This window comes from Verrucomicrobiota bacterium JB022 (genome assembly GCA_030673845.1).
GTDB lineage: Bacteria > Verrucomicrobiota > Verrucomicrobiia > Opitutales > Oceanipulchritudinaceae > WOUP01.
The window spans coordinates 1-19,054 of sequence record JAUTCQ010000021.1 but is presented as its reverse complement, the minus strand read 5'-3'; the positions used below and the strand labels follow the sequence as shown (position 1 = coordinate 19,054).

General features: G+C 60.5%; 13 protein-coding genes. 6 read left to right on the top strand and 7 right to left on the bottom strand.

What is annotated here, in order from left to right; translation table 11 throughout:
• Positions 1 to 93 precede the first annotated feature (93 nt).
• The 6 genes from Q7P63_16445 to Q7P63_16420 all read left to right on the top strand — a co-directional run bounded on the left by Q7P63_16445 (position 94) and on the right by Q7P63_16420 (position 6,525).
• Complete coding sequence (locus Q7P63_16445) at positions 94 to 414, top strand: HU family DNA-binding protein (GenBank protein MDP0501684.1); 321 nt, start codon at positions 94 to 96, stop codon at positions 412 to 414.
• Positions 415 to 544: 130 nt separating this feature from the next.
• Complete coding sequence (gene hisS, locus Q7P63_16440; GenBank protein ID MDP0501683.1) at positions 545 to 1,930, top strand: histidine--tRNA ligase; 1,386 nt, start codon at positions 545 to 547, stop codon at positions 1,928 to 1,930.
• Between the two features lie 50 nt (positions 1,931 to 1,980).
• Positions 1,981 to 3,543: an isochorismate synthase gene (locus tag Q7P63_16435; protein ID MDP0501682.1), complete on the top strand. Its 1,563-nt coding sequence runs from the start codon at positions 1,981 to 1,983 to the stop codon at positions 3,541 to 3,543.
• Positions 3,544 to 3,557: 14 nt separating this feature from the next.
• Positions 3,558 to 5,402 (top strand): 2-succinyl-5-enolpyruvyl-6-hydroxy-3-cyclohexene-1-carboxylic-acid synthase, encoded by a 1,845-nt coding sequence (menD, locus tag Q7P63_16430; GenBank protein ID MDP0501681.1) that lies wholly within the window; start codon positions 3,558 to 3,560, stop codon positions 5,400 to 5,402.
• Between the two features lie 12 nt (positions 5,403 to 5,414).
• Positions 5,415 to 6,248, top strand: a complete 834-nt coding sequence (gene menB, locus Q7P63_16425) for a 1,4-dihydroxy-2-naphthoyl-CoA synthase (protein ID MDP0501680.1) — start codon at positions 5,415 to 5,417, stop codon at positions 6,246 to 6,248.
• 46 nt (positions 6,249 to 6,294) lie between these two features.
• A complete protein-coding gene (locus tag Q7P63_16420) occupies positions 6,295 to 6,525 on the top strand; it encodes an addiction module protein (protein MDP0501679.1) in 231 nt (76 codons plus the stop codon).
• Between the two features lie 355 nt (positions 6,526 to 6,880).
• Here Q7P63_16420 and Q7P63_16415 read toward each other — a convergent pair whose 3' ends face one another.
• The 7 genes from Q7P63_16415 to Q7P63_16385 all read right to left on the bottom strand — a co-directional run bounded on the left by Q7P63_16415 (position 6,881) and on the right by Q7P63_16385 (position 19,001).
• Entirely contained in the window at positions 6,881 to 7,564 is a 684-nt protein-coding gene (locus Q7P63_16415) for an HAD family phosphatase (GenBank protein ID MDP0501678.1), read from the bottom strand.
• 58 nt (positions 7,565 to 7,622) lie between these two features.
• Positions 7,623 to 8,657 (bottom strand): class II fructose-bisphosphate aldolase, encoded by a 1,035-nt coding sequence (gene fbaA, locus Q7P63_16410; GenBank protein ID MDP0501677.1) that lies wholly within the window; start codon positions 8,655 to 8,657, stop codon positions 7,623 to 7,625.
• Between the two features lie 125 nt (positions 8,658 to 8,782).
• A complete protein-coding gene (locus Q7P63_16405) occupies positions 8,783 to 9,958 on the bottom strand; it encodes a hypothetical protein (protein ID MDP0501676.1) in 1,176 nt (391 codons plus the stop codon).
• 9 nt (positions 9,959 to 9,967) lie between these two features.
• Positions 9,968 to 12,544 (bottom strand): DNA topoisomerase 3, encoded by a 2,577-nt coding sequence (locus tag Q7P63_16400; protein ID MDP0501675.1) that lies wholly within the window; start codon positions 12,542 to 12,544, stop codon positions 9,968 to 9,970.
• An 80-nt stretch (positions 12,545 to 12,624) separates the two neighbouring features.
• The gene (locus Q7P63_16395; GenBank protein ID MDP0501674.1) at positions 12,625 to 13,701 is read right to left on the bottom strand and encodes an alanine--glyoxylate aminotransferase family protein; all 1,077 of its coding nucleotides are present in this window, start codon (positions 13,699 to 13,701) and stop codon (positions 12,625 to 12,627) included.
• A 299-nt stretch (positions 13,702 to 14,000) separates the two neighbouring features.
• On the bottom strand, positions 14,001 to 17,063 hold the full coding sequence (locus Q7P63_16390; protein MDP0501673.1) for a TonB-dependent receptor: 3,063 nt from the start codon (positions 17,061 to 17,063) through the stop codon (positions 14,001 to 14,003).
• A gap of 813 nt (positions 17,064 to 17,876) precedes the next feature.
• Entirely contained in the window at positions 17,877 to 19,001 is a 1,125-nt protein-coding gene (locus Q7P63_16385) for an IS5 family transposase (GenBank protein ID MDP0501672.1), read from the bottom strand.
• Between the last annotated feature and the right edge of the window lie 53 nt (positions 19,002 to 19,054).

Genomic DNA, 19,054 nt, shown 5'->3' with positions numbered 1-19,054 from the left:
TTGGAAAAAGCCGGTGGTTGGCTTGACACATTCCCAAGTGTCAGATAACTAGTGACTTCAAATTGGCTTGCAACCCCTCTAACAGAATCTTCTATGGCTGCTAACCTCACCAAACGTGATATCGTCCTGAGCATCTACGATAAGACGGGCTATCCGCAAAAGGAGGTTCGTGAAATCGTTCAGTTCACACTGGACACAATCGCAGATGCTCTTGCTGAGGGGCGGAACGTCGAGCTGCGCAATTTCGGTGTCTTCGAGGTACAAGTTCGCAAATCTCGAATCGGACGCAACCCCAACAAGCCGGAAAAAGACGTGATTATCCCCAAACGGGCGGTGATCAAGTTCAAGGCCGGCAAAGAACTCAAGGCCGAGCTCAAGGATCTCGACCTAGGTCAGATCACGACCGAAGAGTAGGGGCTCAGTCGCTCTTTCCGCTCCCTTTACAGCCCTGGCAGTCGCCAGGGCTTTTTTCATAATCCCAACCTTCGACCGGCTTTGGCTTGCCTTGTGCGGGCGCAGCCGTTCGATTGGCACCTTTTCCGTCATGTTCCAGCCTCTACCCGGTTTTCGCGATTTCTTCCCCGACCGCTGCGCCAAGCGCAACCACATCTTCCGCTTGTGGACGCAGACGGCGCGCAGCTTCAACTACCAGCAGTACGACATCCCGACGCTGGAGCCGCTGGAGCTGTTTACGCAAAAGAGCGGCGAGGAGATCGTGGGCCAGCTCTTCAACTTTACCGACAAAGGTGGGCGCGAAGTGGCCTTGCGCCCGGAGTTGACCCCCTCCCTGGCCCGCATGGTGGGCAGCCAGGCCAACTCGCTGAAGCGCCCGATCAAGTGGTTCAACATCGCGGAGAATTTCCGTTATGAGAAGCAGCAGAAGGGTCGCCTGCGCTCGCACTACCAGCTGAATTGCGACATCTTTGGCGAGCCCGGCGCAGGAGCCGACGCCGAGGTGATCGCGACCGCAGTGGGCTGCCTCGCCGTCTTCGGCCTCGGCCCCAACGATTTCGTCGTGCGCTTGAGCGACCGCAACCTGTGGCTGCACTTCCTCGCCAGCCAAGGCAAGACGGGTGACGATGCCATGGGCGTGCTGGGTGTGGTGGACAAGATGGAGCGCATGGAAGAAAAGGAGGCGGTCGAAAAGCTGACGGCCTTCTTCGGGGGCGAAGCGGCTGCTTTCCTCGCTCGTGCGCGCCAGTTGATCGCCTGCCGCTCGCTGGAAGACCTGCAAGCGTTTTTCGGCGGGCTGGCTCTCGAAGGGGAATTGGCCGACACGGTGGCCGCCCGCCTGGCCGAGTGGAAGAACCTGCTGAGCTGGCTAGAATCGCTGGAAGTTGGCGACGTGCTGCGGGTCGACCTCGGGATCGTGCGCGGCTTGGCCTACTACACCGGCTTTGTCTTCGAAGTTTTTGAAAAGGGTGCCGAGGGTGAGTTGACCGGACGCGCCCTCTGTGGGGGCGGTCGCTACGATCACCTGGTAAAGAAGCTCGGCTATACCGATCTACCGGCGGTCGGCTTTGGCATGGGCGACGTCACCATTACCGACCTGCTTGAATCCAAGGGCCTTTTGCCGGACTACATCACCGCGCCCGACCTCTTCCTTGTCGTGGGTAATGGCGAGTTGGAGCGCAAGCAGGCCCTGCACGACGCCCACCGCCTGCGTTCCGTCGGCTACAGCGTGGAATACCCGCTCAAGGACGTGGGCTTTGGCAAACAGTTCAAGTCGGCGGCTCAAAGCGGAGCACGCTTTGCCCTGATCTATGGCGAAGACGAGGTCAAGCAACGCCAGGTGAAGGTGCGCAACCTGCAGAGTGGCCAAGAGATGGCGCTCATGTCGGTCTACCTGATCGACGCTCTAGGCCAGTTCTTCGCCGAAGGCATGCCGGAAGAGCATGGGCACGGCCACGAGCACCCGCACACACATTGATCCCCAGCTACTTGCGGTCGAGGGCGGATGGCCTCACAGTGGGGTAAGTCATGGAAGTGATCCCCACCGAAGCCCACCTCGATCCCGACAAGGACAAGCTGCGTCAGTTCCTCGAAGCCTGTCGCGACGCCGCCGAGTCGGACCAGCACTTCAAGCTCGTCAGCATCTCCCGCACCTGCCGCCACCTCGACCCGTTGGCGGTGCTGGAGAGTATTTACGAGCCCGGTGAGCTGCACTTTTACCTGGAGCACCCGCAGCGCAACGAAGCACTGGCCGGGGCCGAGGCGGTGGTGCTGGGCACCTGGAGCGGCACGGATCGCTTTGCGCAGGCCAAGGCCTTTGCTGAGGATGTGCTGGAGCATACTGTGGCGGTCGGTGATGTGGCCTCGCCCTTTGCCGGGCCGCACTTTTTCGGTGGCTTCACCTTTTTCCCTGAGCGGCAGACCCCGCAGAATCCGCCTCCGCCGACCGCAGGCAACGGTAACCTCCCGGGCCCGGAGGAGCGCAAGACGGGGCAGGGCGATCCCGAGCCTTACGAGCCCGATGGCTTCGACGGCGACTTTGAGCCCGCCACGCTCTTCGTGCCTCGCTGGCAGGTGGGGCGCCGTGGCAACACCTACACAGCGGTCGCGAACTGCCGGGTCGACCCCGATGCGGATATTGATGCGTTGACGGAGAAGATCTGGGCGGCCTACCAGAAGTTCATGACCTTCAATTACGAGCAGGCGCCCGTCTCTCGCCCGAACGAGCTGGTGCGCCGGTCAGAGGTGGGCCCCGAAACGGGCTATGAGTCTCTGGTGGCGGACGCGGTGGACGAAATCCAGGCGGGGACGCTCGACAAGGTTGTGCTGGCGCGTGCGCTCGACCTCCATTTTGCCCGTCCGCTGCAACCGCTGGAGACGCTCAACAGCCTGCGCAATCGCTTCCCGACCTGCTTCAGCTTTTCGTTTGAGAACGACAGCGGGCACAGCCTGATTGGGGCGACTCCCGAACGCCTCGTGCGTATCTGCCAAGGTAAGCTGCAGACGGAGGCCTTGGCTGGCAGCGAGCCGCGCGGCGCCAATGCCCGCCAGGACGCTGCTCTGGCGCGAGCCCTCCTGGAGAGCAGCAAAGACCGCCACGAGCACGAGGTGGTGGTGGAAGAGCTGGTCAACGGCCTGCAGACGCTCGGGATCGAGGCCGACTACGCGCCCGAGCCGGAGCTGGTGCAACTGGCGAACGTCCAGCACCTGCGCACGCCGATTGCCGCCGATTTGCCGGAGAGTCTGCACCTGCTCGACGTGCTGCGCGTGCTGCACCCGACCCCTGCCGTGGGCGGAATGCCGCGCCAGGGCGCATTGGCCCACATTCACGATGTGGAGCACTTCCCGCGCGGCCTCTACACGGGCATCGTGGGATGGTTCGACCACGCGGGCAATGGCGAGTTTGTGGTCGGTCTGCGCAGCGCCCTGGTCAAGGATACGCACGCGCGCCTGTTTGCCGGGGCTGGCATCGTCGCCGGTAGCGAGCCAGACAAGGAGCGCCGCGAAACGGAGGTCAAGATGCAGGCCCTGTTGGAGGCAATCCTCGAAGGGCCGCAATCTGGGCTGGAAATTAAGGAGCCTACCGCGTAAGCTCATTTTCACCCGTGGCAGACGTAACTCCCCAGCCCGTCCGGCAATCCGACCAACTTGAATTGACGGTGGAAGAGCGGAAGGCCGCCGAGCCGATCCCGCCGCCAACCCCGGTGCCCGCGAAGCCTCCTTCGCTTCCGGGGACCGACCCGCGTGTGGTGAACACGGTGTGGGGGCAGCTCGCCGCCGCTGCCTTGGCCCGCCTCGGAGTGACACACGTAGTGGCTTCGCCGGGCTCTCGCTCGACGCCTCTGACCCATGCGTTTGCCGAGCAGGGTGGCTTGATCGTCACGCCGGTGCTCGATGAACGCTCGGCCGCCTTTTATGCCCTGGGCCTCGCCCGTGCCCGCGGAGAGCCGGTCGGGCTGGTCTGCACCTCGGGCACGGCGGCGGCGCATTACCTGCCGGCGGTGATCGAAGCCAGCGAGAGCCGGGTGCCCCTGGTGATTTTGACGGCTGATCGACCAGCGGAGCTGCGCTTTTGCCGCGCCGGGCAGACGATCGACCAAGTGAAGCTATTTGGCGACTATGTGCGCTGGTATGGCGAAGCGCGCGACCCCGAGGGTGGCGACGCCAGCCTGCGCTATTGGCGTAACCTGCTCGTCCATGCGGTGGAACGTAGCCGCTATCCGGTAGCAGGTCCGGTGCACATCAACGTGCCTTTTCGCGAGCCGCTGGAGCCGGTGCCGACCAATTTCAACGAGCGCCGCGACGCCCTGCTGAAGCATGTGGAGCCGCCTGCCCGCGTCCATGTGCAGGCGGAAATTCCGGAGCTGAACGGCAGCGGCATCATTATTGCCGGCCCCGCTCAGCCCGTGGACTTGCCGGCCTATCTCCAGGCGCTGAAGCAGATCGCGGAAAAGACGAACTGGCCGGTGCTTTCCGACACCCTCAACCCGGCGCGCCATCATATTGAGACGATCCCAAACGTCATCGCGGGTTACGACTTGATCCTGCGCCATGCCGAAGGCCGCAACTTTGTGCCGCAGCAGGTGCTGCAACTGGGCGATTTGCCCACGAGCAAGGCGCTCCGGCAGTGGTTGCAACTCCACCAGCTCCCGACGGTCGTCGTCGACGACGGTGCGGTCAATGCCGACGCGGCCCACGCCCGTTCGCAGCACTGTCGCTGCACGATCGAGACCTTTGCCCGGGATCTGCCCCGGAACCTGCGGATGGATATGGGCTTTACGGTGCGCTGGATGCGGGCCGACAAGCAGGCGCGCGCTTACCTGCGGGATAATCTGCGCGGGCTGGGTTGGCTCTTTGAGGGCACGGTGGCCCGCGCGGTGGCCGAGGCCGTCCCCGATGGAACGGCGCTCTATGTGGCCAGCTCGACGCCAGTCCGCGACTTCGAGTGGTTCTGGCCGGCAGGGGATCGCCAGCGGCGTATCTTCTTCAATCGTGGAGCGAACGGCATCGACGGCACGCTTTCGACCGCCCTGGGCGTCGCCGCTGGGCTGGAGCAGCCCACGATCCTCTACACCGGCGATCTGGCGCTGCTGCACGATACGAATGGCTTCCTGCTGGGGGCGTCCAAGTATTTCCGCAGCGGCCTGACGATCGTCTGCATCAACAATCAGGGCGGGGGGATCTTCGAGCACCTTGCCATCGCCAAGCAGACCGACCATTTCGAGGAGCTTTGGGGCACGCCCCAAGTGGCCAACCTCGGCGCGCTGGCCACCGCCTACGGGGTGAGCCACGAGCGCATCGATGATCTGGAGACGTTGCGCAAGCGCCTGGAGACGCTGCCCAAGCAGGGGGTGCGTCTGTTGGAACTCTGCACCGACCGCAAACGCGACGCCGCCTATCGCCAGAAGCTCTTCGCCGACTTCGAGTTGCCAAACGAGCCCAATTCGTAATCGTCTTTCACCATGCAGTGGCAAAAAGTCCGTGAGTTTGAAGACATTATCTACGAGAAGGCCGACGGCATCGCCCGGGTGACAATCAATCGCCCGCACCGCCGCAACGCCTTTACCCCCGACACGGTGGCCGAAATGATCGCGGCCTTTACCGATGCGCGCGACGACACATCAGTCGGTGTGGTCTTGCTGCAGGGCGCGAATCCGCAGACCGACGGCAAATACGCCTTCTGCTCGGGTGGCGACCAGAAGATCCGCGGCGAGCAAAAGGGCGGCTACATCGGCAAGGACGGTGTCCCGCGTCTCAACGTGCTGGAGCTGCAGCGCCTCATCCGTACCATGCCCAAGGTTGTGATCGCGCTGGTGGCAGGCTATGCTATTGGTGGCGGGCACGTGCTGCACGTGGTCTGCGACCTGACGATCGCGGCCGACAACGCCGTATTTGGCCAGACAGGCCCCAAGGTGGGCAGCTTCGACGGCGGCTTTGGCAGTAGCTACCTCGCCCGCATCGTAGGGCAGAAGAAGGCCCGCGAGATCTGGTATCTCTGCCGTCAATATAACGCGCAGGAGGCCAAGGAAATGGGCCTCGTCAACACGGTGGTGCCCGTCGACCAGCTGGAGGCGGAAGGCATCAAATGGGCGCAGGAGATCCTGCAACACAGCCCGCTCGCCATCCGTTGCCTCAAGAGCGCTTTCAACGCCGATGTCGACGGGCAGGCAGGCCTGCAGGAGCTGGCCGGAAACGCCACGCTGCTCTACTACCTGACCGAGCAGGGCGAAGAAGGCCACCGCGCCTACGTCGAAAAGCGCAAGCCCGACTTCAAGAAGTATCCCTGGCTGCCGTAAGGCAGTCGATGTTGCCTTTGAACGGAAAATCTTTATCACTCTTCTTGTGGCAACCGATCTGAAGGTCATCGAGCAGCAAGCCTTGGAGCTTTCGGCAGCCGATCGTGTGCATCTCGCCGATCGGCTCCTCGCCAGTTTAAATACTGAAACCGCCGATCTTGAGTCGGCCTGGGAGGCTGAATGCGAGCACCGGCTGGCTTCGTTCGAGCGTGGAGAAGTTGAGGCCCTTGATGGTGACTCCGTGATGCGGGAGCTTAGAGCGAAGCTTCGAAGATGAAGTATCGGTTCTTGCCTCCAGCTCGCGAGGAACTAGTCGAAGCAGCTCAGTATTACGCCTCGATTGAGTCAGAGTTGGGACTGCGCTTTTATGCTGAGCTGGAAAACGCAATCGGGCGTATACTCTGTTTTCCAGAGTCCTGGCCTCAGTGTTTCAGCAGATTTAGACGCTGCCGCCTCAACGTATTTCCTTTTGCCCTCGTCTACCAGATTCGACCGGAAGAGGTCTTGATTGTCGCGGTGGCGCATGCTCGCCGGCGGCCTGGCTATTGGCAGGACCGGCTAAAATAGCCAAGGGCTTGGCGATAGAGGAGGCCCGCAAGCCTCCTGTTAACTTCCGCAAGAATGCGGACCCCTTACTCGGCGAACTCGCCCGTCTGATCGAAGCCGCGCCAGGTGTCGACCATGACGCAATCCATACCGCAGGCGTCGGCTGCGCGCTTGCCGAGCAGGCTGTCTTCAAAGACGAGGCAGCCTTCGGGCGGCACGCCGAGTTGGCGGGCGGCTTCGAGGAAGAGGTCTGGCTCGGGCTTGGCGAGCTTGACGTCGTCAGCGGTCACCACGGCTTCGAAATATTGGCGGATGCCAAGATGCTTGAGCGTGAATTCGATGTCTTCGCGGGTGCCGCCAGAGGCCACGGCCAGCTTTTCGCCTCGCTCGTGCAGCTCCTTGGCCCAGCCGATGGCGTCGTCAAAACCACGAATCTTGGCCAGATGCTTTTGCACGTAGTCATTTTTCACCCGGATGACCACTTCGCCGTCGATCTGGGTGTCGTGGAGTTCGTTCCAGTGGTCGATCGTCTGTTGTAGCGCCATGCCGGCTACCGTCATGAACGAGTCGCGCTCCAGGCGGAGGGGGGCGTTCACGTGCTCCAGCGCATGATTCCATGCGAGCAGGTGCAGCGGCATGGAGTCGGCGAGAGTGCCGTCGCAGTCGAAAATGTAGGCGGGATACTTCCGGTCTCGATTGAAGGCCATCGAGAGCAGTCTGCCGCAGCCCTCGGCGGAGCGAAAGCCGAAAACGCCGAAAGATGCATCCACAAGAAAGCCCGGAGCTTTTGGCACCGGGCTTCCAGTAAAAGACGTAGCTGTCTCGGTCTTACACTTGGCCGAACAGGGTCTTGCCGACGGAGAGGAGGTCAGAGCAGCCTTCCGCAATGCGGGCGGCCATGCCTTCTTCGGCCTTCTTGAGGTAGCCGCGGGGGTCGTAGGCCTTCTTGTTGCCCACTTCGCCGTCGATCTTCATCACACCGTCGTAGTTCTTGAAGATGTGGTCGACCACGGGGCGGGTGAAGGCGTATTGCGCGTCGGTGTCGATGTTCATCTTCACCACGCCGTAGCCGAGGGTCTCGCGGATTTCGGAGAGGAGGGAGCCGGAGCCGCCGTGGAACACGAGGTCCATTTCGGCACCCTTGCCATACTTGGCCATCACGGCATCCTGACCTTGCTTGAGGATGTCGGGGCGCAGCTTCACGGCGCCGGGCTTGTAGTGGCCGTGCACGTTACCGAAGGTGGCGGCGAAGGTGAAGCGGCCGAGCGGGTTCAGCGCTTCGTAAACGGCCAGCATGTCTTCGGTCGTGGTGTAAAGCTTGTCTTGCGGGGTGTCGTGGCTGCCAGCGGCGCCGTCTTCTTCACCACCGACCACACCGGCTTCGACTTCGAGCACGATCTCGTTGGCCGCGCAGAGCTTCATCAGCTCCTTGGAGAGGGCCATATTTTCTTCCAACGGCAGGTTGGAAGCGTCGAGCATGTGGTTGTTGAAGAGGTTGTTTTCACCCTTGGCGCGACGCTTGGCCGTGGCTTCGATCAGCGGCTTCATGAAGCTGTCGACCTTGTTGGGCGGGCAGTGGTCGGTATTCAGACCGATGAGCACGTTGTATTGCTCGGCCAGGCGGTGGGCGGCTTCGGCGAGCACGATCACACCAAAGGCTTCGTTCTTGTGGTTCACGCCGCTGGCGAATGAACCGGCGCCGGTGGAGAACTGGATGATGCCGTCAGACTTCGTGTCCGCGAAGGCCTTCATCGCAGCGTTCAGCGTCACGATCGAGGTGCAGTTGATCGCCGGGTAGGCGTAGCCACCCTGCTGGGCGGCATCCAACATCGCGGCAAATTGTTTGGGAGTGGCGATGGGCATCGGTATTTAGCTAATGTTGAGTGTTTCTAATGGAAATCGAGCCGAGTATTAGCAGCGGATTTAATGCTGGCAAGGCTTTCGCTCCACTTTTTCTGCGAGAACAAACAGCGTAGGGCAAGGACAACTTACGAAATCCAGGCCTCGCGGGCAAAATCCCAGATAGCGGCGTTTCCACTACCCGGCGGCGAAGCAAGCAGCCAACTGTTGGTGCCTTTGCGGTAGAGGCGCGGATAGGTGTCGGTTCGCAAGCAGAGTTCGCCCAACTCGTGCCGCTCAACCCAAAACTCTTCGGCGCTTGCTTGGCCGATCAGCTTCAACCAGCCCAGCTCGCGGTGAAAGACCCAAGGGAAGGTCGCCAGCACCATTTCGCCGGCCCACGATGGGACGCGGCTGTCTTCAATCGGCAGCAAAGAGCCGAAGAAGGCGCGGTAGGGCTCCAAGCGTTCGAGGGCTTCGACAGGAGGCGTTTCCGCATGGCCCAAGCGCCAGCGTGCGTAGGCGTAGATGACTTCGTCTTGCTGGATGTAGGGGCGGAGCAGGGCGTCGATCTCCGGACGCTCGAGATAGGCCTTGGCGGCGCGGTATTGTTCGCGATCGTCGGCAAATTCGGCGGTGGTGTTGGCTGAGCGAATCTGGATCTTCCGTCCGGTTCGTTCCTCCAATGCCTGTAAATACGCGGGCATGTGCTCCAGCAGGCCCACGACGTCGATCAGGTCGATGGCGGCAAAGGCCCGTTCGGTTGCGCGGCGCAAGTTCAAATCAACGCTGCCCTCGGGGCTGACTCCGCCCAGCTTCTTGGCGTAGGTGTCGGCGATGTGCGGCAGGCGGTCGCTGTCGAGATAGCGCTGCAGCTCGGCGAGTGCGTCGAAGGGGACGTCCTTGGCCCGCTTCGTTTCGGGATCCGCGCTGCGGTTGAGGAAGATATTGTAGAGCACATGGCTGCGGATGCGGGCGAGCGGCTCCCGCAGCACCGTGGTCGACACTACCTCCTGGCGAAATTGCGCGAAGAGGTTAGGCGAAAACGGGTGATGCGCTCCGATGACGCGATAGCCTGCCTCATAGTAGAGCCCGAGTAGCGTTTCCAGGCTCTCCAGCATGCCCGCCTCGGCCTCGGCGTAGGAATTGGGGTGCCGCCGGTGGTAGACGCTATAGAGGTGCTGCTCCATCGGGAAATAGGGCGGCACCTCTGCCGGGGCGACTTGCCAAGCCTCAAGCAGGGCCTGATAGAGGGCTGTGCCCGCGCACTTCGGCAGGTGCACGAAGTGCAGGCGGGGCGGAAACGGCGAGCCCGTGTCTTCCATGGGTGGGCGCTATTGGCCTTCTTGTTCGGAGGCGTTGCGGGAGGCCTTCTTGGCAGCTTTTTTCGCGGCGGTTTTCTTCGGCGGGCGGGGCGGGAATTCGAAGCCGATACCGCCACCGTCCTTGAGCACGAGAAAGGCGTCGAAGAGGCGCTTGGTGCGGTTCGAGCGCAGGCCCTGGATGAGGCCCGTCTTGCCATCCTTGAGCAGCTTGGCGATTTCCTCCGGTGGGATGGCCTTGCCCAGTAGGGTGCGGCTCATGCGGAAGGCGTTCTTCTCCTCACCGGCGATGCTGTTTTCGCAGGCGTAGGCGTTCGGCGTCTCGTAAACCTTGGCGCCCGTTTTCTGGAAGATGCCGACCACGTTGAGTTCTTCGAGGTTGAGGCTCTCGCCGTCTTCGCCGTCCTGATTGGGCCCATTGCCAAAGTCGAACGTCACCTTGTTCATCGCGTCGAGGCGCAGCATGGCCGAGTAGGGCTTGCCGGCCTTCGAGCGGAAGCCGTCCAGCGGCCCGACCACGCGCTCGTTGACGAGGGTCTGCACTTCTTCCTCGGTCATCTTGCGGTTGCCGATGGTCTTGGGGACTTGCAGCACGTCGTCCTGGCTTTTGTAAAAGCGGAGGGTCTCGACCATGGTTTTCTGGTCGGTCGGGGAGACGATCTTGGTCTCCTTGGTGCCGGCGTCCTCTTCCTCAAAGTCGCGCGTGCGGTTCACAATGGCCTCGGTCAGGCTGACGATGCCCTGCATGAACTCGCCGCGGCTCAGCTGGCCCTTTTCCATTTCGAGCAGCTTGAACTCCCACTCGCCGGTCAGGCTGGGTTGGGTCAGCGCATCGGCCTTGATGGCGCCGAGGAAGTCGAAGAGGTTCTCGGCCTTGACGGTGGGAAGGAGGTTCTTGCCTTCGCGCTCGAGGTATTTTTCGCGCAGCAAGTGCTCGATGATCGAGGCGCGCGTGGCCGGGGTGCCAAGACCTTTCTCCTTCATCGCTTCGGCCAACTCTTCGTCGTCGACCAGCTTGCCTGCGCCTTCCATGGCGGCAAGCAGCGTGGCTTCGGTGAAGCGGGCCGGCGGCTTGGTCTCGTCTTCCTCCTGGTCGAAACCATCGGGGCGGGCGAGGTAGGCCTTCTGGTCCTTGGGGGCGGCGCCTCCCGTCTTTTGCAGGCGCTCGGCCAGCCACGACGGGTTTTTGTCGGGGTCGGTCAGCGCGGGCAGCGAGCGATCGAGCTGGGCCTTGCCATAGACTTCAAGGTAACCCGGCACCACGAGCACCTTGCCGTTGGTCCGGAAGTTGTGACCGGCAATGGTCGTCGTGCGCTCGGTTTCGTCGAACTCGGCCGGCGGATAGAAAATGGCCATGAAGCGGCGGGCCACGAAGTCGAAGATCTTTTGCTCGTCGTCGCGCAGCTTCCCGGGCTTTTGACCGGTCGGGATGATGGCAAAGTGGTCTGTGACCTGTGCGTTGTTGAAGATCTTCTTGTTGGGCTTCACCCAGTTGTTCTTCAGCACGCGCTCGGCGATATCGCCGTAGATTTCTGTCAGGCTGCCGAGGGTTTGCTTGACCGTGGGAATGTAGTCTTCCGGCAGTGCGCGCGAGCTGGTGCGCGGGTAGGTCAGCACCTTGTGCTTTTCGTAGAGCGCCTGGGCGATCTGGAGCGTGTGGTTCGCCGAATAACCGAAGCGTCCGTTGGCTTCGCGCTGCAGGGCCGTGAGGTCGAACAGACGGGGCGCGCTTTGGCGGGTGCGCTTGCGGGTGTCTTCGGCGGTGGCCCAGGCGGCCTTGGCGAGGTCGGCCACGACGGCTTCGGCTTCTTCCTTTTTCCAGAGACGGTCGGCCTTGTCGTGCGTATCGTCCTTGCGCACGGTTTCGGCCTTCTGGAAGTAGCCCTGGTAATCGCCCTCGGTCACGTTGAACTGGCCGAGGATGCGCCAGTAGGTGCGCGGTTTGAAGGCGCGGATCTCGAGCTCGCGCTGGAGCACGATGGAAAGGGTGGGGGTCTGCACGCGGCCGACGGTTGCGACCTGACGGGCGCGGCCAAACATGCGCTTGGTGATGGCGCGGGTGCCGTTGATGCCGATCAGCCAGTCGGCTTCGGAGCGGCTGCGGGCGGCATCCTGCAGGCCCTGCATCTGCTCGGCGCTGCGGAGGTGGTTGAAGGCCTCACGGATGGAGTCCTTGGTCATGGACTGCATCCAGACGCGGCGGAATGGCTTCTTGCAGTTCGAGACCTGATAGATGTAGGTGAAGATCAGCTCCCCCTCGCGCCCGGCGTCACACGCGTTGTAGATCTCGGTGACGTCCTTGCGCTTGATCAGCTTCTCCAGATACTTGAGGCGATCCTTGCTGCGCTTCTCCTCGATGGGCTTGAGCTGGAAGTCGCCCGGGATGATGGGCAGCTCGCTGAGGCGCCAGAAGCCATAGCGCTTCTTGTCGATGTCTTCGGGCATGAAGAGCTCCACCAAGTGCCCGGCGGCAGCGGCGATCACGTATTCATCTCCTTCAAAGTGATCGTCTACCTTCTTGCATCCACCCAATGCGCGGGCGATGTCTTGTGCGACACTTGGCTTCTCGGCTATGACCAATTTCTTCATGATAAAACAAGGATGAAGCGCGTCCCGTGGCGGACGCGCTTCGCTATGGAAGGACAAACTATAGATTCTATGAGTGGGAATTACCCGAGCTGAGCCACGACGGAATCGAGGTCTTGCAGCAGCTTCTGGATCGTGGCTTCCGTTTCATCGCCCATGTTGGAGATGCGGAAGGTCTTGCCCTTCAGCTTGCCGTAGCCGCCGTCGATCACGCAATTGTGCTTTTGCTTGAGCAGCTTGTTGAGCTGCGAAAGGTCCCAGCCCTTGTCGTTCTTCACGCAGTTGAGGCTCTTGGAGCCAAACTCTGCGGGCGGCAAGAGGGACAGGCCGTGGCGCTCCACCCAGGCGCGGACCATCTGGTTGAGCTTTTCGTGGCGGGCGTAGCGGTTCTCGACGCCTTCAGCTTCGATGTCTTCCAGCTTGCTGCGCAGGGCGTAGATCAGCGGGATCACCGGAGTGGAGGGCGTCATGCCCTTCTCGTGGTTCTTGTGGAATTCTTCGAAGTCGAAGTAGTAGCCACGGTCGGGCAGCTCCTGGCAACGCTTCAGCGCACGCTCGCTCACGCTGAGAAGGGCGAGGCCGGGGGGCAGGGCGAGGGCCTTTTGCGAGCCGGTCAGCATCACGTCGATGCCCCATTCGTCCTTGAGGATCGGAAGCACGGAGAACGAGCTGACGGTGTCGACCACGCTCATCACTTCCGGGAACTCGCGAAGGACTTCCATGATCTCCTTCAGCGGGTTCATGGTGCCGGTCGAGGTCTCGTTGTGAATGATGGTGATGACGTCGTATTCGCCGGTCGAAAGCTCCTTGCGGATATCTTCCGGGTCGAGCGGCGTGCCCCATTCGTATTGCAAGGCCTTGGCTTGCTTGCCGCAGCGCTGGGCTACGTCAAACCACTTGTCGGAAAATGCGCCACTGCAGCAGTTCAGCACCTTCTTGCGGCACAGGTTGCGCAGGGAGCCTTCCATGACGCCCCAGGCACTGCTGGTGGAGAGGTAAACCGGATCCTGGGTGTAGAACAGCTTCTGCAAGCTGGGCTGCACGGCTTGGTAGAGGGCGACGAAGTCGGCGCTGCGGTGCCCGACGACCGGGGTCGTCATGGCCTGGTAGGTTTTGGCCGATACTTCGATAGGACCGGGGATAAACAGCTTATAGCTCATGTATACCTTGGTAAATGCTCTGTAAATCGAGGTCGAACAGGCAGACCCTCGAGCGGATTGCGCTCAAGAGGGGGTGTATCTGGTTAAAACGAGCCTCTTCTGCGAGCGTCAAGGGGAATCCGAGACTTCCTTGTCGATCGTATCCATGCGTGCAGATACATTCATACGTCCTTTTTCGCTGAATCCTTGTCGTTTGGGCGCGGCAGCGACGGCGGGCGCTCCTTGAAAGCATGCCCTCAAGGAGCCGGACAAAAGAGCGGCATTCGATGGGAGAATGCCGCTCGGTAATGATGGAAGGCTTAGAAGGTGCCCTTGATGCCCAGCGTCATCTGCACCCCGAACTCCTCGCGGCGTTCCAGCATCTTCAGGCCATAATCTTCCAGCTCGTTTACCCGGTCTTGCGGGTCGCCGAAGATATTGCGCGCGCTGAAGAAGATCGTGGCGTGACGCGAGGCGGCGTATTCAAGGTCTACGTCAACGTGCTCAAATGGGTCGTAGTACTGGAACAGGTTGTAGCCGGTGCCGTCGTCGTTGATTTCCGAGATCCGGTTCAGGAGTTCCTTCCCACGGTGGTTATATTTCACCCGCACCGTGACAGGGTGCATCTCGTAGGTCACGCCGAAGTTATAAGTCCGCTTGATGAAGCCCTCCAGGTCATCGTATTCGCGGTCCGAGCCAAAGTTGCCCTTCGTTTTGAGGAACGTGCCGTTGGCGAAGACGGTGAAACCTTGAGCCCAGCCAGGCAAGTCGGCCAAACCCGAAAGCGGAAGCTGAGCGCCCAGCTCGATCCCGTCGATCTTGGCATCGCCCCGATTCACCTTTTGACTGATGGTGAAACCTTCATATGCATCGGAGAGGCCCAACCTTTCGAGATTTTCAAGCGTCGAATCGACAGGAGCTGTTCCAATGTACTGATCGATCTTCTTGTGAAATAGCCCGAGCGTAAGCGCGCCCCCAAAAGGCGTATAGTATTCGAGGGACAGGTCGAAGTTATCCGCGAACTGGGGCTCAAGCTCAGGGTTAGTCAGGTCGAGCGTCTCTTCTTCCAGATCCACGTCAGTTGACGGTATGATCTCAGAGAAGTTGGGGCGCCCAATGGTCTGGGCATAGGCCAGACGCAGCACCAGATTGTCTGTCACATCCAGTTTGGCGGCTACACTGGGATAAAAGTTGTCGTAGGAATTATCGGATTTATACGGGTCGTAGGTGTCTCGGTCTGGATCGTAAGCGAGACCGTCTCCCTTAAGATCCGTGTATTCATAGCGAACGCCTGCGACCAAAGTGAGGCGCTCCTGCCACGTATTATATTCGGCCATCGCATAGGCGGCGGTGATGGATTCCTCGACCTCGAAATCACCATTGGCCGTTTCTTGGGCATTGGCCCCGGATCGATCGGTGGAGCCGCGGGTTTCGATGAAGTCTCCGCGGTTGGCCAGGTAGAAGTCGTAGATCTTCTCAAAATCAGGCCAAGCCATTGCTGGCAGGCCATAGCCCGGGCTTTCCGGCGAGTAGACTTCGTTGAGAAACTGGCCGCCAATCGCTGTGGTATTGTTCCGATAGAGCAAGCGCGTCCGTGGAGCGAAAACATCCCGGTTTTGGCGCTGCCAATGCAGGCCGCTTTTCAGCGCCAATCGATCGTCACCAACCTTGAGGAAATACGTGCCATCGGCCTTGCCGCCCATGAAGGTATCCGTGCTGTCGAAGTCGCGGAAAGCTGTTACTTCGTCCAGGAAGTAGTTGTCGAGGCTGCCTGCTCCCAGGTTCGGCAGCTCATTGCCGTTGGCGTCGGTGACGCTGATCTGAGGCTTGGCGTCGTAGTGCCCATTGGTGTCACCATAGCCGCTCAAGGTGATGTAGCCGGGGACGTCGTAGCTCAACGTGGCAGATTCGACGTAGCCCGAGGCGGCCGAATCGTAGTGGTTGGTTGCATGCGAGTAGAAGCCGCCGACCTTGTACTCGAACTGGTCGCCGAAGTGCTTGAGCTCGAAGTCGGTATGGACGGTATCGCCGTACTTGTCGCGCCAAGAGCCGCCGTAGTCGATATCGCCTCCGCCCAGCTTAGAAGTTACGCTGGTGGCGGTGGGCAAAGTGCCTGAAGTAATGTCTGCCCGCTCGTCGATGTTGGTGTCCCAGGTGATGTTGGTGTTGCGAAACTCGGAGCTGTAGTAGTTATACTGCAGGCTGGCCGACAGAACCGTATTGTCGTTCACGCGATAGTCGCCCTTCACACTGCCCGATTGCCGGTTGGTGAATTTGGGGCCATCCTGAACTGTGTAGCGGCGCACAACTGGGATCGGGTCTGCCACGCCCTTGCGGAATTCGGGATACTCCCAGCGGATATTGGAGCGCTGCTGAATATTGAATTGGTTGTTGTTCTTGTAAGCGAAGATCAGGCCGAGATTCCCGTCCATATAGACGTCGGAATAGTGGAAATCGAGGCCGGGCCAGATCTTGTAATGATCCTCGTTGCCCCAGCCAGGCGTCTTTTTGAGCGTGAATTCTTCGCTGTTGGCGCTGAGGTAGACGCTGTATTTGACTTCGCGCCCTTCACGCTCGAAAGCGCTCTTGGAAACGAGGTTGACTCGACCGCCGATCGTATTGGCAGGCATCTCGGCTGTTGGCACCTTGATGACCTCGATGCGCTCTACGTTGTTGAGCGACACTTGCTCCAGCTCAAATTGGCGGTTGGAGCTGCTGGAAGAGGCGCTGGCCATCTGGTTACCGTCGACGGTAACCTGCGTCAGGTTGGCCCCGAGGCCGCGGACTTCGATGGTGCGAGCGTCGGCCGCAACGTAGTCGATACTGATGCCGGGCAGGAATTTCACGAACTCACCGATATTGCCTTCGGTTACATTGCCGAAGGCGCCGGAGTCGACCACCGTGCGCGCGGTATCAGAGTAACGCTGTACATTCAAAGCGGCGGCGATGGCGTCGCTTTCGCCTCGTACTTCGTAGGCTTCCAGCTCAAAGACCTCGTCCTCTTCTGCCCGGGTGGCAGCCATGCTGCGCAAACTGACATTGAGGCGTTCGGGGCTGGAAGAGTCGACGGCGACCGTTTCCGGGTAAAAGCCCGTGGAGCTGACCACCAGATTTACGTTGCCCGACGGCACACCGCTGAGGCGGAATTCACCGTAATTGTTGGTGAGCGTGCTGATGTTGGTCCCTTCTACCTGCACGCGGGCTCGGTTCAGGTATTCGCGGGTGGCCACATCTTGAACCCGTCCGGTAACGGTAGTCGTGGCAGGTTGCGCCCAGACGATGCAGGGGGCGAGGGTCGTGAACAGGGCGAGAGACGGGCGGATCGTTTGGCCAAGCAGTGGCCATACACGACCGCGCCAGCGGGTGTTTTTTGATGTAGACATAGTTAGGGTAGTAGGTGGTCTGACTGGGTCAGATTTTGATGGAGACAATTTTGGGGATTCTTGGCTCGATCAATGCATGGGGAGTAGCGTCAGTCTGTAACGTGCTTATCAGCTATGGATATTGGACCTAAAAGCAATGCTTTAAAGCATGGATGGTTGTATTTTTGGCATGGGAAGATGGTGACCTGTAGTGATGCATTACACGTCTTGAGTGCTTTTCATATCTTAGATGGGGCTAATTTTTGAACCTTCCTGGGTGATGTTTGACTGGAGGGGTAGCCTGTCGCTTGCTGTAGTTTAATCTGTTGATTATGAGGTATAAGGACGATTGTTATGGGGATTTGTATGCAATCGGATGATACAATATGTATGCAAAAACAGACCGCGCGATGCTATTACCTAGTGGAATCCGACTGATGTAGTGGAGCAGCCGTAAGGAATCCGAAAAAACCGTGATTAAAGAGCCCGAGGCTCGCGTGGATAGCCTCACATGGAGATGGCTTCGATGCTGAATTCTTCATGTTAACCGTTCACGTGTTTTGCTGAACCAAAGGATGTTTTTACATGCCGCAGGCGATGTTTTCAGGTTCCAATGGGATTGGGTAATAAGGCTTGGTGGTTGAACCCTGTCTTCTGGTCCTATTCTTAAATACAGCTTGCACCATTTCGGCTTTTAACACCCTGCTGAAAAAGCGCTTTGATCAGAGGTTGAGGCAGTAACAAGTAACGTGCGATGAAACAGCTGGAGCGTCTCTGGCCCGGTTTTCGGGCTTTTTCTTGTAATTTGGGTAGCGCGGGGCGAGGGCGGCGGCGTTAGCCTGCCGCCAGCGTGGATCTGGGCGGATCGCTGGTGGAGTCGGCGAGGAGTTTGGCCATGCGCACGAGGTTGCAGGCGGCGGCGACGAGTTGGGCCTGGAAGTGCGTGCGTTCGACGCCGCGGTAGCGGGTTTTGCGGAAGGCACCGGTGGTTTTGATCCAACCGAAGAGGTTTTCGATGCGCTTTCGGATGCGTTGGCTGACACGATAGCCGGGGTGGCGGGTGGTGCGCCCGTCGAGCCCCGGGGTCCTGCGGCCCTTGACCTGCGCCACGTGCGGGGCGATCTCGCGCTCGCGGCACGCGCGCACAAACTGCTGGTTATGGTAGCCGCGGTCCGCGCCGACGGTGCGAGGCTCAAAGCCGCGCATCGTCAGCTCGTCGAGTTGCTCCAGCGCGACTTCATGCTCCGTGCAGCCTTTGCCGACCGCCGAACGCACGTCGAAGAGCACGCAGAGCCCGTGACGGTTTTCCATCACCGCATGCGCGCCAAAGCAGAGCTGGGCGGCGCTGCCGGCGCTCTTCTTGAGCAGCTTCGCCTCCGGGTCAGTCTTCGATCCGTGGGTCTGGTTCGAGCGCTTTTGCCCCTTGAAGTCCGCAAAGCCGCCGGGGCCGCGTCCTTCATCGTCCTTTTCATCCTTCGGGCGGAAGCTCTTCATGCTCGCCCACGCCTCGATCAACGTGCCGTCCACGCTGAAATGCTCGTCGCTGATCCAGTCGTGCGAGCGCGCCAGCTCCACCACTTCCAGCAAAAACAGCTCCGAGGCATGGTGGCGCAGCAGTCGATCCGCATTCTTCGAGAAGGTCGACGCGTTGAAACTACCCTCGCTCGGGTTGAGGTCCAGAAACCACTGGAAAAGCAGGTCGTAGCGCAGCCGTTCGCAGAACTGGCGGTCACTACGCACGCTGTAAAGCGCGCACAACACCTTCGCCTTCAACAGCCGCTCTGGCGGAATCGACGGGCGCCCCAGCTCCGCATACATCTGCTCGAACTCATCCTCCAGCTCCACCAAAACCGCGTCCACCAGCTGCTTGATCCGGCGGATCGGATGCTTCGCCGGAATCAACGACTCCAGGTTGATCAACGCCACCGCATCCAACTGTCTCGACACCTTACCGCGCATACCCACAGCTTATCTATGCCGCTGCCCCGGAAAAGGACTTTTTCAGCAGGGTG

Coding starts and splice junctions, on each gene's coding strand:
- menB (MDP0501680.1), top strand. CDS start 5,415: ATGCAGTGGCAAAAAGTCCGTGAGTTTGAAGACATTATCTACGAGAAG.
- fbaA (MDP0501677.1), bottom strand. CDS start 8,657: ATGCCCATCGCCACTCCCAAACAATTTGCCGCGATGTTGGATGCCGCC.
- Q7P63_16445 (MDP0501684.1), top strand. CDS start 94: ATGGCTGCTAACCTCACCAAACGTGATATCGTCCTGAGCATCTACGAT.
- hisS (MDP0501683.1), top strand. CDS start 545: ATGTTCCAGCCTCTACCCGGTTTTCGCGATTTCTTCCCCGACCGCTGC.
- Q7P63_16400 (MDP0501675.1), bottom strand. CDS start 12,544: ATGAAGAAATTGGTCATAGCCGAGAAGCCAAGTGTCGCACAAGACATC.
- Q7P63_16390 (MDP0501673.1), bottom strand. CDS start 17,063: ATGTCTACATCAAAAAACACCCGCTGGCGCGGTCGTGTATGGCCACTG.
- Q7P63_16385 (MDP0501672.1), bottom strand. CDS start 19,001: ATGCGCGGTAAGGTGTCGAGACAGTTGGATGCGGTGGCGTTGATCAAC.
- Q7P63_16405 (MDP0501676.1), bottom strand. CDS start 9,958: ATGGAAGACACGGGCTCGCCGTTTCCGCCCCGCCTGCACTTCGTGCAC.
- Q7P63_16435 (MDP0501682.1), top strand. CDS start 1,981: ATGGAAGTGATCCCCACCGAAGCCCACCTCGATCCCGACAAGGACAAG.
- Q7P63_16395 (MDP0501674.1), bottom strand. CDS start 13,701: ATGAGCTATAAGCTGTTTATCCCCGGTCCTATCGAAGTATCGGCCAAA.